The 17,414-nt window shown below is 68.2% G+C and carries 11 protein-coding genes; 9 read left to right on the forward strand and 2 right to left on the reverse strand.

All coding sequences use genetic code 11. The features are described from left to right. Positions 1-121: 121 nt before the first annotated feature. The gene (gene yoaA / locus AC13FN_RS13665) at positions 122-2,170 is read left to right on the forward strand and encodes a DNA repair helicase YoaA (protein WP_482984962.1); all 2,049 of its coding nucleotides are present in this window, start codon (positions 122-124) and stop codon (positions 2,168-2,170) included. A gap of 9 nt (positions 2,171-2,179) precedes the next feature. Next, a complete protein-coding gene (gene tsaB, locus AC13FN_RS13670; protein WP_049433679.1) occupies positions 2,180-2,893 on the forward strand; it encodes a tRNA (adenosine(37)-N6)-threonylcarbamoyltransferase complex dimerization subunit type 1 TsaB in 714 nt (237 codons plus the stop codon). Positions 2,894-3,374: 481 nt separating this feature from the next. Here the strand turns inward: tsaB and AC13FN_RS13675 are convergent, their stop codons facing one another. Then, the gene (locus tag AC13FN_RS13675; RefSeq protein ID WP_010482701.1) at positions 3,375-4,259 is read right to left on the reverse strand and encodes an energy transducer TonB family protein; all 885 of its coding nucleotides are present in this window, start codon (positions 4,257-4,259) and stop codon (positions 3,375-3,377) included. Further along, on the reverse strand, positions 4,259-5,206 hold the full coding sequence (gene gshB / locus AC13FN_RS13680) for a glutathione synthase (RefSeq protein ID WP_012511876.1): 948 nt from the start codon (positions 5,204-5,206) through the stop codon (positions 4,259-4,261). Before gshB ends, AC13FN_RS13675 begins: the two co-directional genes overlap by 1 nt. Before the next feature lie 240 nt (positions 5,207-5,446). On the opposite strand from gshB, the gene pilG reads away from it, so the two are divergent. From pilG to AC13FN_RS13715, 7 genes are all read left to right on the forward strand, one after another. Further along, a complete protein-coding gene (gene pilG / locus AC13FN_RS13685) occupies positions 5,447-5,848 on the forward strand; it encodes a twitching motility response regulator PilG (protein ID WP_005418455.1) in 402 nt (133 codons plus the stop codon). Between the two features lie 18 nt (positions 5,849-5,866). After that, positions 5,867-6,229 (forward strand): response regulator, encoded by a 363-nt coding sequence (locus AC13FN_RS13690; RefSeq protein WP_005410717.1) that lies wholly within the window; start codon positions 5,867-5,869, stop codon positions 6,227-6,229. Further along, positions 6,229-6,759, forward strand: coding sequence for a chemotaxis protein CheW (locus AC13FN_RS13695; RefSeq protein ID WP_005410716.1), 531 nt, complete (start codon positions 6,229-6,231; stop codon positions 6,757-6,759). The genes AC13FN_RS13690 and AC13FN_RS13695 overlap by 1 nt, the downstream gene beginning before the upstream one ends. A gap of 41 nt (positions 6,760-6,800) precedes the next feature. Continuing rightward, positions 6,801-8,837 carry a methyl-accepting chemotaxis protein gene (locus AC13FN_RS13700; RefSeq protein WP_482984961.1) on the forward strand — a complete coding sequence of 679 codons (2,037 nt, stop codon included), beginning with the start codon at positions 6,801-6,803 and terminating at the stop codon, positions 8,835-8,837. A gap of 100 nt (positions 8,838-8,937) precedes the next feature. After that, positions 8,938-15,615, forward strand: a complete 6,678-nt coding sequence (locus AC13FN_RS13705) for an Hpt domain-containing protein (RefSeq protein WP_482984960.1) — start codon at positions 8,938-8,940, stop codon at positions 15,613-15,615. Continuing rightward, positions 15,602-16,942 (forward strand): chemotaxis protein CheB, encoded by a 1,341-nt coding sequence (locus AC13FN_RS13710; RefSeq protein WP_049436815.1) that lies wholly within the window; start codon positions 15,602-15,604, stop codon positions 16,940-16,942. Before AC13FN_RS13705 ends, AC13FN_RS13710 begins: the two co-directional genes overlap by 14 nt. After that, positions 16,939-17,403 carry a chemotaxis protein CheW gene (locus AC13FN_RS13715; protein ID WP_482984959.1) on the forward strand — a complete coding sequence of 155 codons (465 nt, stop codon included), beginning with the start codon at positions 16,939-16,941 and terminating at the stop codon, positions 17,401-17,403. The genes AC13FN_RS13710 and AC13FN_RS13715 overlap by 4 nt, the downstream gene beginning before the upstream one ends. Positions 17,404-17,414: the final 11 nt, after the last annotated feature.

Here is a 17,414-nt window from a genome sequence, read left to right on the forward strand (position 1 = left end):
CCCGACCCGCCCAGCATGTAGAAACCCAGAGCCATGAACCAAGCTGTTGCCGTTGCTTTTGCTGGTGCCCTGGCTTGAAACGGGTGCCGGGCAGCGCCCGGCCGGGTATCCTTTCCCTCTGATGTCCGACCTTGTCCATGCCAGCCGCGAAGCCCTCAGCGACGGCGGCGCGCTCGCCTCGCACCTGGATGCATTCGTCCCGCGTCCGGCACAGCTGCACCTGACCGAAGCCATCGCCGATGCGATGCAGCAGCGTGATCTGCTGCTGGCCGAGGCCGGTACCGGCACCGGCAAGACGTTCGCCTACCTGGTGCCGGTGCTGCTGTCCGGGTTGCGCACCATCATCTCCACCGGTACCCGCGCACTGCAGGACCAGCTCTACCACCGCGATCTGCCACGGGTGCGCCAGGCACTCGGTGTCGGCCTGCGCAGTGCGCTGCTGAAGGGACGTGCGAACTACCTGTGCCGCTATCGCCTGCAGCAGGCGCGGGGCGAGCCGCGTTTTTCCAGCCCCGAACAGGCCGCGCAGTTCCAGCGGATCCTGGCCTGGTCCGGTCGTTCGGAGTTCGGTGACATCGCCGAACTGGAAGGCCTGGCCGATGATTCGCCGCTGCTGCCGATGGTCACGTCCACTGTCGACAACTGCCTGGGTACCGACTGCCCGTTCTGGGATGACTGCTTCGTGGTGCGCGCGCGGCAACGTGCGCAGGCCGCCGATGTGGTGGTGGTCAACCACCACCTGCTGTTGGCCGACTTGGCACTGAAGCAGGACGGCTTCGGCGAGCTGCTGCCGGGGGCGCAGGCCTTTGTCATCGACGAGGCACACCAGCTGCCCGAGTTGGCCGCGCAGTTCTTCGGCGAAGGTTTTGGCATGCGTCCGTGGCAGGAACTGGGCCGCGACTGCCTGGCCGAGGCGCGCGGAGTCGGGGGCGCGCAGTCGGCGCTGCAGGAACCGGTCGACCAGTTGCAGCAGGCGCTGCTGGCGCTGCGTTCGGCGATGGAGGGACTGCCGCCGCGTGGCACGCAATGGCGCGCGCTGGCGATGCCACAGGTGCGCGACGGGTTCGATACGGTGATGGCGGGGCTGGTGACCCTGGAGCAGGCGCTGCAGCCGCTGCGCGAAGCCGCGGCGGGCCTGGATGCCTGCCATGCGCGGGCGCGCGAGGCGGTCTCGCGGCTCAGTCGCTGGCTGGGCGATGACGAACCCACCCTCGATTTCGATACCGATCCGGCGGAGACCGCCAGCGCCGCCGATGTGCTCTGGTACGAGCTCACGCCGCGTGGTTTCCGCTGCCAGCGCACGCCAATGGATGTGTCCGGTCCATTGCGCGAGCATCGCGAACGCAGCCGAGCCGCATGGATCTTTACCTCGGCGACACTGACCGTGGGCGGTGGTTTCGATCACATTGCCACCCGCCTGGGCCTGGACGATCCGCATACGCTGGTCCAGCCCAGCCCGTTCAACTGGCCGGAGCAGGCGTTGTGCTATCTGCCCGAGGGCCTGCCTGATCCGGCCGCGCGTGGTTTCGGAACCGCGCTGATCCAGACCTTGCGGCCGGTGCTGCAGGCGTCGCAGGGCAGGGCGTTCCTGTTGTTCGCCTCGCACCGTGCATTGCGCGAGGCCGCCGAGGCACTGCGTGATGGGCCTTGGCCGTTGTTCGTGCAGGGCGAGGCACCGCGCGCGACGCTGCTGCAACGCTTCCGCGAATCGGGCAATGGCGTGCTGCTGGGCTCGGCCAGTTTCCGCGAGGGCGTGGACGTGGTGGGTGAGGCGCTGAGCGTGGTGATGATCGACAAGCTGCCGTTCGCGGCACCGGACGATCCGGTGTACGAGGCGCGGCTGGAGGCGATCCGCAGCCAGGGCGGCAATCCGTTCCGCGATGAGCAGCTGCCACAGGCGGTGATTGCGCTGAAACAGGGCGTCGGCCGCCTGATCCGCAGCGAGAGCGACCGTGGCGTGCTGGTGTTGTGCGACCCGCGCCTGCTCAACCGCGGCTACGGCCGGGTCTTCCTCGATTCGCTGCCGCCGTTCCGCCGTACCCGCAACCTGACCGATGTGCAGGCCTTCTTTACGCCACAATGGGCGCCCGTGGCCGATGATGCGGCTGCCCCGACCGCTGTTGTGACCGACCCCGAGCCGGCGCCCGGTGCCACGTTCCCCCTGTTCTGACCCGATCCGATGAAACTGCTCGCCTTTGAAACCGCCACCGAAGCCTGTTCCGTTGCCCTGCATGTCGATGGGCAGGTACTGGAACGCTTCGAGATCGCCCCGCGCCGGCATGCCGAACTGAGCCTGCCGTGGGCCGAGGCGCTGCTGGCCGAGGCCGGCATCAGCCGTCGCCAGCTGGACGGCATCGCGCTCAGCCGCGGCCCCGGGGCGTTCACCGGCGTGCGCCTGGCGATCGCGATTGCCCAGGGCATCGCACTGGCGCTGGACCGGCCGTTGTTGCCGGTCTCGACGCTGCAGGTGCTGGCGCTGCGGGCGCCGGCAGAAGAAACGCAGATCCTGTCGGCGATCGATGCACGGATGGGCGAACTGTATGTCGCCCGCTTCGAGCGTGTGGACGGCCTGCCGGTGGCGCGTGATGCCGAACGCGTGTGCGCACCTGCTGCGGTGGCGCTGCCGGAAGGGATGTCGGCCTACGGTGTCGGCACCGGTTTCGGTGCAGCTGAAGGGGCACTGGTGACCCAACTGGGCACCGGCCTACGCGGCTTTGATGCCACGGCGCTGCCGCGGGCGTCGGACGTATTGGCACTGGCGGTGCCGGCGTTCGCGCGTGGCGAGGCGATCGCACCGGAGAAGGTTGAGCCGGCCTACCTGCGCGACAACGTGGCACTGACCCTGGTCGAGCAGCAGGCCGCGCGCGAGGCGAAGGCGAAGGCCAACGGCTGAGCCCCTCGTGGCGGCTCGCTGATCGCGGATTCGTGGGGTTGGCCGGGCGGGTGGGCTGCGCAGGGGGCGCTGCAAGTACGTCCATGTAAGCTCGGTCGCCGCATCCATGCGGCTCACGCCCCTGCGCAGCCCACCCGCCCGGCCTCTGACAGTTTCCGTGCGCGTCCGCCACGGAAAATCAAAAAAGAAAATCAAAATCAAAAGCCGATCGCTTCGCTCGCATCCACGCATGGCGTGGATGTGTGTCGACCAAGTTCGACACCTACCAAAGCAATGGTGCGCCGCGATCTGTCAGAGGCGGGGCGGTGTCGGGCGGCGGGGTATCCGCGGCATGGATGCCGCGGCTAAGCCTACACGGACGTACTTGCGGCGTCCCCGCCGCCCGACACCGCCTCGCCACGCTTCAGTACACCAACCGCCGCTGTTGCCGTTGCTCTAGCCTTTCAGCGGGTCCCGGGCCGCAGGCCCGGGCACCAGAACCCTACCGGTCGTCGTGCAGGGTGCCGCCCGGCAGGAACACCCAGGTACGGGTGACCTGCAGAATGTCGATCTCGTCTTCGGTCTTCGGCAACGGAGGGAACGGCTGGGCCAGCTTCACCACCCGCAGTGCTGCCTCATCCAGCAGCGGCGTCCCGCTCGAACGCAGGATCCGGCTGCTCTCCACGCTGCCATCGCGGCGCACGCCCACGCTGATCACCACCTGGCCACCGAGACGGCGCTGCCGCGCCTCATCCGGGTAATTCAGGTTGCCTACGCGCTCGGCGCGATCGACCCACGCGCGCAGGTAATTGGCATAGGCATATTCGCGCGTGCTGGCCGATACGAACTTGCGGTTCGGGCGCTTGGCGTACTGCGCCGAGCGCAGATGCACTTCGGCAGCCAACCGCGCCATCTCCACATCGCGCTGCTCGCGCGCGCTCAGCGGTGCGTCCGGTTCGGGCTGATCCGGCGTGGGGCGGGACTGTGCCTGCGCCACCACCTCTTCGCCATTGCGGCTGCTGACCACCCGTGCCTGCGGCGGCGGAACCGGCGCGGCCGATTGCTGCTGCTGCGGCACCGGGCTCAGCCCGGACTGGGCCTGTGGGACGATGCCGGCCTGGTTGTCGCGCGGACGCTGTGCGCGGTCGTGCTCGCCGCCGCCTTCCTGGTTGGCCGCGGCCAGGAAATCGGCCTGCTTCGGCGTCAATGCGGTGCGGGTCTGGCTGAAGATCACTTCCAGCGTCGGCACCAGCGGGGCATCGCCCTTCACGGCGAAGCCCACGCCCAGGATCAGCAGGGCGTGGACCAGCACAGACAGCGCGATGGTCGCCCCCAGCCGTTGCGCTTCGCGCGGTGGCGGGGGCAGGACGGCAGGTGCGGACGGCATCAGCGCAGGCCGGCCTCGAGCGCGTCGAACAGCGTGCCGGCAATGTTCAGTCCGTACTGTGCGTCCAGTTCGCGCACGCAGGTCGGGCTGGTCACGTTGACCTCGGTCAGATAATCCCCGATCACGTCCAAGCCGACGAAGCGCATGCCACGACGCTTCATCTCCGGGCCCACCTGGGCGGCGATCCAGCGGTCGCGCTCGCTCAGCGGGCGGCCTTCGCCGCGGCCGCCGGCGGCGAGGTTGCCGCGGAACTCATCGCCCTGCGGGATGCGTGCCAGGCAGTAGTCGACCGGTTCGCCATCGACCAGCAGGATGCGCTTGTCGCCGGCGGTGATGTCGGGAATGAACTTCTGCGCCAGTGCCATCCTGTGGCCGCCGTCGGTCAGCGTTTCCAGAATCACGTTCAGGTTCGGGTCGCCCTGGCCGCTGCGAAAGATCGAGCGTCCTCCCATGCCATCCAGCGGCTTCAGGACGGCTTGGCCGTGTTCCAGGGCAAAGGCCTTCAGCGCCTTGGCGTCGCGGCTGACCAGGGTCGGCGGGCAGCATTGCGGGAACAGCAGGGCGGCCAGCTTCTCGTTGTAGTCGCGCAGGCCCTGCGGATTGTTGACCACGCAGGCGCCGGCCGCCGCGGCCACGTCCAGCACCTGGGTGTCGTAGATGTATTCGGCGTCGACCGGCGGGTCCTTGCGCATCAGCACGATCTGGCCGGGGCCGAATTCGGTGCGGCTGAATGCGCCCAGCTCATACCAGCCGGCCGGGTCGTCGCGCACCTGCAATGGCGCGGTCTGGGCCACCGCCACGCCGCCCTCCAGGGCCAGGCCACCCGGACGCACGTAGTGCAGGGCATGGCCGCGGCGCTGGGCTTCCAGCAGCATGGCGAAGGTGGTGTCCTTGGCGATCTTGATGTGGGCGATGGGATCCATCACCACGATGACGTTCAACGGCATGGGCGCACCTGTCAGGCAAGGCGTTGATGGTAGCGGCAACGCCGCCCGCGCGCCTCCCCGCCGTACTGCAACGCAGCGTCCGCCCGGGGCTCGCGCACGCATTGCGAAACCCGTCACGTTCAGGAGGGTGCCATGCCCCGCGCCATGGGGCGGCCTTGAAGCGGGCGCGGAAAGTGCGATATAGATACGCTTTCGTAGCGGCCCCCGCCAGAGATCGGGCCGTGCGCTTGGGGATAGGCAATGACTGAAAACACGACTGCGGGCGGGGAACTCGCAGGACTCCGGGTGATGGTCATCGATGATTCGAAGACCATCCGCAGGACTGCGGAAACGCTGCTCAAGCGCGAAGGCTGCGAGGTGGTCACCGCCACCGACGGCTTCGAAGCGCTTGCCAAGATCGCAGACCAGCAACCGCAGATCATCTTCGTCGACATCATGATGCCGCGCCTGGACGGGTACCAGACCTGTGCGCTGATCAAGGGCAACCAGCTGTTCAAGGCGACCCCGGTCATCATGCTCTCGTCCAAGGATGGCCTGTTCGACAAGGCGCGGGGACGCATCGTCGGCTCGGAGCAGTACCTGACGAAGCCTTTCACGCGTGAAGAACTGCTGGGTGCCATCCGCACATACGTCAACGCCTGACCAGGGGGGAAAGGCACAATGGCTCGTATCGTTCTGATCGAGGATTCACCGACCGACCGCGCGGTGTTCACCCAGTGGCTGCGCCGTGCCGGCCATGAGGTGCTGGAAGCGGACAACGCCGAGGATGGACTGCAACTGGTACGCGACCAGGTGCCGCAGCTGGTGCTGATGGACGTGGTCCTGCCCGGCATGAGCGGCTTCCAGGCCACCCGTGCGATGGCCCGTGATGCGGCGATCAAGCACATCCCGGTGATCATCGTCAGCACCAAGGCGATGGAAACCGACAAGGCCTGGGGCCTGCGCCAGGGCGCGGCCGACTACATCGTCAAGCCGCCGCGCGAGGATGAACTGATCGCGCGGATCAACGAGCTGGTGGCCTGATGCGCTCGCCCTTCGACATCCTCGAAGCCTACGAACGGCGAAGCCTGGCCCACGCGGTGCAGCTGCCCGAGCGCCAGTTCGCGCAGGACCTCTGGCGTGGCGTGGGTTACCGCGTCGGCCAGCGTCGGCTGGTGTCCGATTTCCGCGAAGTGGTGGAAATCGTGCCGATGCCGCCGGTCACCCCGGTGCCGTGCGCACAGCCGTGGCTGCTGGGCGTGGGCAACCTGCGCGGCAACCTGTTCCCGGTGGTCGACCTGAAGTACTTCCTGGAAGGCACGCGTACCGTGCAGCAGGAAGGCCAGCGCGTGCTGATCATGCGCCAGGCCGGCGGCGACGTCGCGCTGACCATCGATGAACTGTTCGGCCAGCGCAGCTTCGAACTGGACCAGCAGATCGCGGCCGGCACGCTGGCCGAAGGGCGTTACGGCCACTTCGTCGATCGCGCCTTCCACGCCGACGGCCACGACTGGGGCGTGTTCTCGCTCTCGCTGCTGTCGCGTACCCCTGAATTCCGGCAAGCCGCGGCCTGAGGCCGGGCAACGCCCCCTGCATTGAAGATCGAGGTTGAACGATGAGTACTGCTTCGGACGCCACCAAGACCGGCAAGCTGCGGCTGGGCGGCAGCAACCTCTGGCTGTTCCTGCTGCTGGCATCGATGATCCTGTTCGGCGTCAACACCGGCGTCGCCACCTGGCAGGGCAGTCGCCTGGCCGATGCCGGTTCCAAGGCGGCCGACCTGCAGGTGCTGTCACAGCAGCTGGCCAACCAGGGCCGCGACGCGGTGGGCGGCAACGCGCAGGCGTTCACCGCCTTCAAGGCCACCCGCAACGCGATCGAACAGAACGTGTCGACCCTGCAGGGGCGCTACGGCAAGGAACCGGGCGTGTCCGATGCGATCGCCACCCTGGGCGAAACCTGGGCGCCGCTGGGCAAGCAGGCCGGGCAGCTGGTCGCCAGTGAACCGGCGGTGCTGGCCCTGGCCGGCAACGCCAACAACTTCACCGGCGCCGTGCCGGGGCTACAGGCCCAGCTGAACGAGCTGGTGCGTGCGATGTCCGCTTCCGGCGCGCCGTCGTCGCAGGTGTACAGCGCCCTGCAGCAGGTGGTGGTGGCCGGCTCCATGGCCCGCCGCGTGACGGAAATGCGTGCCGGTGGCAGCGCCGCTGCCACCTCGGGCGATGCACTGGCCCGTGACATCACCGTGTTCTCTCAGGTGCTCGACGGCCTGCGCAACGGCAACGAGGAACTGGGCATCACCGCCGTGCGCGGTGCCGCCGCCGTGGCCGCGCTGGAGCAGTCGCAGCAGAAGTGGGAAGCGATGAAGCAGGACGCCGACGCGATCCTGGCCAGCTCGCGCCAGCTGTTCGCGGCGCAGTCGGCGGCCACCGCACTGGGCCAGGGTTCGGCGCACATGCTGGACGACAGCCGCAAGCTGTTCGAGGCGTTCTCCTCGTTCGGCTCGGTGTCCGATACCCGCCTGTTCCCGAATTTCTGGATCGGCGTGGTCTCCGGTGCGCTGTCGCTGATCGCGATCATCGGTTTCGTCTCCACCAACGTGCGCAGCCGCTCGCGCGAGCAGGAACTGCGCTACCAGACCCAGGTGGAGTTCAACAGCCGCAACCAGCAGGCGATCATGCGGCTGCTGGACGAAATTTCCTCGCTCGGTGAGGGTGACCTGACGGTGAAGGCCTCGGTGACCGAGGACATGACCGGCGCGATCGCCGACGCAATCAATTACGCGGTGGACGAGCTGCGCCACCTGGTGACCACCATCAACGACACCTCGGCCAAGGTCGCGCTGTCCACCCAGGAAACCCAGGCCACCGCCATGCAGCTGGCAGAGGCGGCGGGCCACCAGGCCAACCAGATCACCTCGGCTTCGGACCGCATCGGCGAAATCGCGGCGAGCATCGAACAGGTGTCGCGCAACTCGGCCGAGTCGGCCGACGTGGCACAGCGCTCGGTGGTGATCGCCGCCGAGGGTGCCGGCGTGGTGCGCGAGACCATCCAGGGCATGGACCAGATCCGCGACCAGATCCAGGAAACCTCCAAGCGTATCAAGCGCCTGGGCGAGTCGTCGCAGGAAATCGGCTCGATCGTGGAACTGATCAACGACATTTCCGAGCAGACCAATATCCTGGCGTTGAACGCGGCGGTGCAGGCGGCCTCGGCCGGTGAAGCGGGCCGTGGTTTCGCGGTCGTGGCCGACGAAGTGCAGCGCTTGGCAGAACGTACCTCCGGCGCGACCCGACGCATCGAGAACCTGGTGCAGGCCATCCAGGCCGACACCAATGAAGCGGTCACGTCGATGGAACAGACCACCGCCGAGGTGGTGTCCGGTGCACGCCTGGCCGAGGACGCCGGCACCGCGCTGACCGAAATCGAGCGCGTGTCCAATGCACTGAACACCCTCATCAAGAACATCTCCATCGCCGCCCAGCAGCAGTCCGCCGCGGCCTCGGACATCACCCGCACCATGGGCGTGATCCGGCAGATCACCGGCCAGACCTCGCAGGGTGCCGGGCAGACCGCCGAATCGATCGGCCACCTCGCGCAGCTGGCGGCCGACCTGCGTCGTTCGGTCGCCGACTTCAAGCTGCCGGCGTGACGCGGGCAGGGCGGCGAGCAAGGAACCAGTCGATGAAGCATTTCCATTCCCCACGCCAGAACTCGCGCGGCTTCCGCGCGGCGGCGAACGGAGCGCGTCCATGAGCAGTCTGCGCGATGCGATGAGCCACGCAGCGCTGGGTTGGGTCAAGCCTGAGCTGGACGAGACCCTGCGCCAGGTGCGCAACGAGGTCGAGTACTACGCGGAAGACCCGGCCGATGCCAGCCGCATGCGCATCTGCGCCGGCTACCTGCACCAGGTGCAGGGCACCCTGCGCATGGTCGAACTGTATGCCCCGGCGATGGTGGCCGAGGAGCTTGAACAGCTGGCCAATGCCATCGGCGCTGGGGGTGTGGCCGATCGGGATGAAGCCTGCGCGACCCTGATGCGTGGCAGCGTGCTGCTGCCCGACTACCTGGAGCGCCTGCAGAACGGGCATCGCGACATCCCGATCGTGCTGATGCCGCTGCTCAACGAGATCCGTGCCGCACGTGGCGAAGAAGGCGTGCATGACAGCGTACTGCTGGCATTCGCACCGGACAGCGTCACCGCCACCGAGGCCGAGCTGGACCATGCCCGCGGCAGTCTGAGCGGGCGCAACCGCGAGCTGCTCGATACCGTGGGCAGTGCAGTGAAGGAAGAACTGCTGCGCATCAAGGATGCACTGGACCTGCACCTGCGTACCGGCGGTGCGCCGGAGCAGCTGCAGACCCAGGCCAACGAGCTCGGTGCGGTGGCCGATACGCTGGGCATGATGGGCCTGGGCGTTGCCCGCGGCGTGGTCGTGCAGCAGCGTGATGCACTGCGTGGCGTGGTCGAAGGGCGCCAGCAGATCGACGAGAACCTGTTGCTGGATATCGCCGGGGCACTGCTGTACGTGGATGCCTCGCTGGATGACCAGGTTGCTCATCTGGGCGCCGGCGGCAGTGGCGAGGACGATCCGAGCGCGGTGGAGAACCGGCGCACGGTTGAGGTGCTGGCGCATGAGGCCATCGCCAACTTCGCCGCCGCCCGCGAGCACTTCGTCGCGTTCATTGAAACCAGCTGGAACCATGCCGAGCTGCAGGACGTGCCGCGCCTGCTGGGCGATGTCTCCGGCGCGCTGCGCATGCTGGATCTGGGCACGGCTGCCGATTACCTGCGCGGTGTGCAGCAGTACATCGAAGCGGAGCTGATCGGTCGCCAGCGCGTGCCCAGTGGTCGTCAGCTGGACACCCTGGCCGATGCCATGGCCAGCCTGGAGTACTACCTCGAAGCACTGCGCGACCGCCGCCCGGGCCGCGAGGACATTCTCGACATCACCCGCAGCAGCCTTGAAGCGCTGCGCTACTGGCCATTGCCGGACCGCAACGCGGTGGAACCTGTTGCCGCCGCGCCGATTCCGTTCGCATCGCTGCTGATCGAACGCGAGCCGGTCGCGCTGCAGGCCGAGCCGTTGCAGCCGGAGCGCATCGAGATTCCGGTGCAGCCGGCCGCGCCCGCCGCCGGCACTGTGCCGGTGCCGCTGCCGGACTTTACCTTTGATCCGCCACCGGCCACGCCTGCACCGGAGGTGGTGGACAACAGCCTGATGTTCGGTGCGCTGGGGGCCGTTGCATCTGCACCGCTGTCGCTGCAGGACGACGCAGATGCGCCCTTGGTCTTCGCCGCCTCCAGCGCGCCTGCACCCGACGTGCCGCAATGGGATCTCGCACCGTTCCATTCCGACTCCGATCCGGCCGCGAGTGCCGAAGATGAGCGCAGTCCGACCTTCGCCAGCTTCGAGCCGGTCAGTTTCGAACGGGTCGAAACCGGAGTGGGATCGGCGCCGCAGTGGACACTGTCGGAGGCAACGCCGCCGGCAGTGGCCGATGCGGCCGTGATGGCCGTCGAGGGCGACGTCGACGCGTCGGTGCCCTTCGACACCGCTGACTTTGCCGCGCCGGTGTTCGACCCGGTCGCTGCAGAGCACGATGCGGTTGCCGCCGGCGAGGACGTGGTATTCCGCTTCGACGCCGATGCGCTGGACAATGCCGACGACGTGCTGTCGCTGCACGCGATGGAGACGCTGTCGCTGGACGACGACGCCGGATTGCATCCGTCGCTGGAGATCGTCGATGCCGCCACGCCCCTGCGGGTAGACGAAAGCCCTGTGGTTGCCGGAGTGGACGCCGTTCCGGCGGGTGTGCCGGAGGACGTGCCCGCGCCGATGGCCGAGATGCTGGCGCCGGCCTCCGATGCACCGGCACCGGCGGTGTCGGTGATTGATATCGACACCATCGCGCCCATCGATTTCAGCGAAGCCGACGCGCAGTTCTTTGCCGAGCTGAGCGCCGCGGCGGCCGACTTCAATCCGCAGGCCATGGCGACTCCGCCCGCTGCGGACATCCCGGTCGTGGCTGGGACCGAGGCGGGCTTCGACGACGATGCCGAGAACATCGACGAGGACATCCGCGAGGTGTTCCTGGAAGAGTTCGACGACGAGCTGGCCAACCTTGGCACGCTGCTGCCGGCATGGCGTGTGCAGCTGGACAACATGGACCGGCTGCGGCCGATCCGGCGCATCTTCCACACCCTCAAGGGCAGTGGCCGACTGGTCGGTGCACGCACCCTGGGTGAGTTCGCCTGGAAGATCGAAGGCATGCTCAACCGCGTGCTTGATGGCAGCCGCCCGGCCACTCCGGCCGTGCTGGCGATGGTCGATAGCGCACATGCCGCGCTGCCGCAGCTGAACGCCGCGCTGCGCCATGGCCAGCGCATCAGCGTGGACCTGCAGGCGATGCAGGCCATCGCCGATCGTGTCGGCGCCGGTGAGGAAACCTATTACGTGCCGCTGCCGGTAGCGGCCGCGCCTGTGGCACCGGTGGCCGAAGGCGAGGACGAGATCAGCCGCATCCTGGCGGCCGAAGCCATCGCGTCGGTGCAGGACGAAGCCGAGCCGGTGCCCGAGGCCGTGGGCACGCCAGCCAACATCGACAGCGTGCTGCGCGAGATCCTCGAAGCCGAAGTGGAAGTCCACCAGGCCACCCTGCAGGACTGGCTGCGCTCGGCGCAGCAGGCACCGCAGCCGGTCAGCGACGCGCTGCTGCGCGCAGTGCACACCATGAACGGCGCCTTCGCGATGACCGAAGTACCGGAAATCACGGCGGTCACCGGCGGTGCCGAGTCCTACATCAAGCGCGCGCTGGCCGCCGACGTGGTGCCTGGCGACGAAGGCGTTGCCGCACTGGATGCGACTGCGCAGGCGATCACCGCGACCATGGAGGCGCTGCAGGCCGAACAGCCGCGCATTGTTCCGCAGGGCGCGTTGGTGCAGCGGCTGCAGGCATTGGCCGGCGAGCTGCCGGAAGCACGCTGGCCGCTGTTCGCGCTGGAAGACGAGGATGAGGAGGGCGTCGAGCTGGCGGCTGATGTCGAGCAGGCATCCGAAGCCGAAGCGCCGCTGTCTGGGCTGGACGCGCTGGACGAAACCGGCATGCCGTCCGCTTTCGATGCGGCGCCCGATCTCATTGCCGAGCCGCAGCTGCTTGCCGAAGATGCGCTGGAACCGGTTCCAGCTGCAGCCGAGCCGCAGCCGCTGGATGTCGCGGCCGACAGCGGCCTGGACGTGGGCGAGCTGACCGCCAGCGATGATCTTTCGCGTTACTTCGACGCCGGCTGGCCGTCGGTGCCAGGCGAAGCTGAACCTGCCGTGGCGGACACCGGCGCGATTGAATCGATCCAGCCGGTCGAGAGTGCGCCTGCTGTCGAAGTGGCCGAAGCAGATGCCGTGCCCATGATCGTGACGGTCGACGACGCTGATCTGACCATGGCCGACGATCTGTCGCCGTACCTCGACGCCAGTGCGCTGCCGGTGGATGACCGTGACGCGGAAGAGCTGCCGGTGTCTGCGGAAGTTGACGCGATCGACCTGAATACGTCGCTGTCCTTTGATTCGGGCCGTGGCGATGACCGCGTCATTGACGACGCTGCTGCACTGCCACTCGACAGCGAGCTGTCGAGCCTGCAGGATGAAATGGCTGTGCCGGGTTTTGCAGAACCGGTCACGCTGGCAGCCGCGCTCGAGGCCGGCCTGCACGTGATCGAGGAAGAGCAGACCCTGGACGACGACGGGCAATGGCCCGTGATCGGCCTCCAGGCCAGCGAACTCGCGCCGGGCGAGGCAGATGCCTTTGCCGAGGATGCGGACGTCGGCGGGGAGGCGGCGGTCGGTGAAGGAGAGAGCGCCGATCAGCCGTCCCCGGCGACGGTGATTGAGGAGATCACCGCGGAGGCCCCGCAGGGCAGCGCTGCTGCGGTGCGCTTCTTCGAGATGGAAGAGGCGCCGGGCCAGGGCATGGTCGATGCCGATGCCGATGCTGAGATTGCAGAGGCCGACGTCACGCCCCGTGCGCCGCACCTCGAGCAGGCGCCTGATGCGGCCGATGCCGAAGACGGCGCCGACGCACTTGACTTCAGCGTGTACGACCGCGAGCTGGTCGATATCTTTGTCGATGAAGGCAAGGACCTGCTCGACCACTGTGATGGCCTGATCAGCGAACTGCGCGATGCACCGCAGGATCGCGAGGTGCTGGCCGGCCTGCAGCGTGACCTGCACACCCTCAAGGGTGGCGCGCGCATGGCCGGCATCAACGCCATCGGCGATCTCGGCCACAGCATCGAATCGCTGCTGGAAGCCGTCGCCGCCGGCCGCACCGAGATCGAGCGCCGCGATGTGCAGCTGCTGGAGCGTGGCTTCGATCGCCTGCACCAGCTGCTGACCCGCACCGGTGATCATCGCGCGGTAGAACCGGCGCGGGACCTGGTCGATGCGTTCGAAGTGCGTACCACCACCGATATCGCGGCGACAGCAGCGGCCAACGTGGCGAGCGTCGCAGAAACCGCCTCGGCACCGGTCGCCAGCCCGGCTCCGGCGCTGCTCGATGCGCCGTTGTCGGCACCGCTGCCGGCAGAAGGCGTGGTCGATGAAGATCCGCTGGCGCGTCCGCAGCAGGAGCAGGTGCGCGTGCGCGCCGACCTGCTCGACCGCCTGGTCAACCATGCCGGTGAAGTGGCGATCTACCGCTCGCGGCTTGAACAGCAGCTGGGTGCCTTCCGTGGTGCCATGGGCGAACTGGAGCGCACCAATGCGCGACTGCGCGACCAGCTGCGCCGACTCGACCTGGAAACCGAGGCGCAGATCGTCGCCCGCTACCAGCGCGAACAGGACCAGGCCGACCAGAAATTCGATCCGCTGGAACTGGACCGCTTCTCCACCCTGCAGCAGCTCAGTCGTGCGCTGAACGAGTCCGCGGCCGACCTGGGTGGCCTGCAGGGCGTGCTTGACGACCTGTCGCGCCAGTACGATTCGCTGCTGCAGCAGCAGTCGCGCGTCAGCTCCGAACTGCAGGATGGCCTGATGCGCGCGCGCATGGTGCCGTTCGACGGCCTGGTGCCGCGCCTGCGCCGCGTGGTCCGCCAGTCCGGCATGGATACCGGCAAGCAGGTCCACCTGACCCTGGAAGGTACCCACGGCGAACTGGACCGCAACGTCCTCGACCGCATGGTCGCGCCGCTGGAACACATGCTGCGCAACTCCGTGGCCCATGGCCTGGAAGCGCCGGAACAGCGCCGCGCCGCCGGCAAACCGGAGGAGGGCGAGATCGCCATCCGCCTGCACCGCGAAGGCTCGGAAATCGTGCTGGAAGTGGCCGACGACGGCGCTGGCCTGGACCGCGAAGCGATCCGCCGCCGCGCCATCGACCGCGGCCTGCTGGCCGCCGATGCGCAGCCGAACGAGCAGGAGCTGGACAACCTGATCTTCGCCTCCGGCTTCACCACCGCCGACCGGGTCAGCCAGCTGGCCGGTCGCGGCGTGGGCATGGACGTGGTGCGCAACGAAGTGCGCCAGCTCGGTGGCTCGGTCGACATCCAGTCGGTGCGTGGCCAGGGCGTGCGCTTCACCTTGCGCCTGCCGCAGACGCTGGCCGTCACCCAGGCGGTGTTCGTGCAGATCGGCGAAACCACCTTCGCCGTGCCGGTGGCCTCGGTCAGTGGTATCGGCCGCCTGTCGCGCGAGCGCTTCGAAGCCGCCGACAGCAGCTACCGCTACAGCGGCGAAGACTATCCGCTGTACGACCTTGGCAGCCTGGTCGGGCAGGCCCCGGCGCGTGCCGATGGCCAGGACCAGGTGCCGCTGCTGCTGGTCCGCGCCGGCGACCTGCGTGCTGCCGTGGCGATCGACCAGGTGCTGGGCAACCGCGAAATCGTGGTCAAGCCGGTCGGCCTGCAGATCGCATCGGTGCCGGGCATCTACGGCGCGACCATCACCGGCGATGGCCGCGTGGTGGTGATCCTGGACGTGGCGCCGCTGGTGCGCCGCTTCCTCGCCAACCCGACGCTGCCGGTGCTGGCCAACGCACCGCGCCAGGAGCGCCAGGTGCCGCTGGTGATGGTGGTGGACGACTCGCTGACCATGCGCAAGGTCACCGGCCGCATTCTCGAACGCCACAATTTCGAGGTCAGCGTTGCCCGCGACGGCGTGGAGGCGCTGGAGCGCCTGGAAGAGCGCGTGCCCGACCTGATGCTGCTGGATATCGAGATGCCGCGCATGGATGGTTACGAGCTCGCCACCGCGATGCGTGCCGACCCGCGCTACAGGGACGTGCCGATCGTGATGATCACTTCGCGCAGTGGTGACAAGCACCGCCAGCGCGCCTTCGAGATCGGTGTCCAGCGCTACCTGGGCAAGCCGTACCAGGAACTGGACCTGATGCGTAACGTGTACGACCTGCTGGGGATCGCCCGTGTCCGTGAGTGAAACCCAAACGGCTCCGGCCGTTGCCCTGCTGGCCCGTCCCGGCGCGGCGCGTGAGCGCCTGCGCGAGGCGTTGTCGCACGCCGATGTGCAGCTGGTGCTGGAAGATGATCCCAATACGCTGGACGTGCGGATCCTGCAGGAGGCGCGCCCGCAGTTCGTGGTGATCGCGCTGGAAGCCGCCATCGAAGATGCATTGGAGCGCCTGGAAGCGGTGCTGTCCGCACCGGGCCTGACCCTGGTCTTCGACGAGGCCGAGCTGGCCGCACGTCGTGATGGTTGGGAGGCTCAGCGCTGGGGCCGTCATCTGGCCGCCAAGCTGCATGGCCACCAGCAGGTGTTGCCGCCCGGGGCCGAAGAAGAACCCGGCCTGCAGCTGGAGCCGGGCCACCCGGCACCGCCGCCGGCGCCACAGGAAGAAGCGCTGCAGCCGCACCTGGACCAGGCATTGAGCTGGGCCGACGAGGTCCCCGCTGACAGCCTGTACTCTCCGCCCGCGCAGCTGCACGAACCGATCGCGCTGGAACAGGCACTGGCGGCGTTGCAGCCGGTCGTGCCTGAGCCGCTGGAGACCTCCGCACTGCCGTCGCTGGCAGAGACCGCACACGCAGCACCGCCCCTGCCGCCGGTCTCCTTCGACCACACCGCCTGGTCGCTGGTCGAGGATGGGGCCGATGCCCCGGCCGCCGCTCCGCACCACGCTGCAGTGGAGGCACCGCTGCCTTCCTTCGATACCGGTCATCTGAGCCTGGTCGATCTGGATGCCGCAGCGCCCGTGGGCGCACGCGCCGGATCGCTGCTGGTGCTGGCCGGCATCGGTGGCCCGGACGCGTTGCGTCGCCTGCTCGGCGCGCTGCCGTCTTCGCTGAGCGTGCCGGTCCTGGTGCACATGCGCCTGGATGGCGGGCGCTACGGCAACCTGGTCAAGCAGATGGCACGCGTGTCGCCGTTGCCGGTGCAGCTGGCCGAAGCCGGCCAGCGTGCAACACCCGGTGAAGTGCACGTGCTGGCCGATGACATTGGCGTGCAGGCAGCCAGTGACGGTCTGCATTTCGTCAGCGACGCGCAGGGTATTTCGATTGCCGCGCTGCCTGCTGACCACACTGCGCTGGTCCTGCTCAGCGGTGCCGATCTTGCGCATGTTGGTCCGGCGTTGGATCTGGCCGCCGCCGGCGCCTGGGTGGCCGGGCAGGTCGGCGAGGGCTGCTATGACCCTGCCGCAGCCACGGCGGTGGTCGCCGCTGGCATGGTGGCGGGTGAGCCACAGGAACTGGCGCAGGCCATCGCCTCGCGCTGGGGCTCGGAAGACGATAACGGAGAGGCACCATGAGCTATGCCAGCAATGACGAAATCCGCGGCGTCCTGATCCAGGCCGGCAACGAGCGCGTGCTGCTGCCCAATGCCACCGTGGCCGAAATGATGTCGCGCGTGCCGGTGCAGCCGGTCTCCGATGCGCCACGCTGGCTGGTTGGCGAAATCGGCTGGCACGGCTGGCAGGTGCCGCTGGTGTCGTTCGCACGCCTTTCGGGGCTGGGCGAAGAGGCGGTGGCCGACCACAACAAAGTGGTGGTGCTGAAGGCCCTGAGCGGCAACGCACAGCGCCCCTACTATGCGCTGCTGACGCAGAATTTCCCGCAGCTGATCTCGGTGCCGCGCGACGGCCTGCTGGCCGACGCCTCAGAAGAAACCCTGCCGCAGATCGTGCACATGCGCGTGCTGCTGGGTGAGCAGAGCGCGCTGTTGCCGAACCTGGACGCACTGGAAGCCGCCCTGGATTCACTGGCGGCCTGATCCACCAAACG

This window comes from Stenotrophomonas sp. 115C5 (assembly GCF_056861055.1).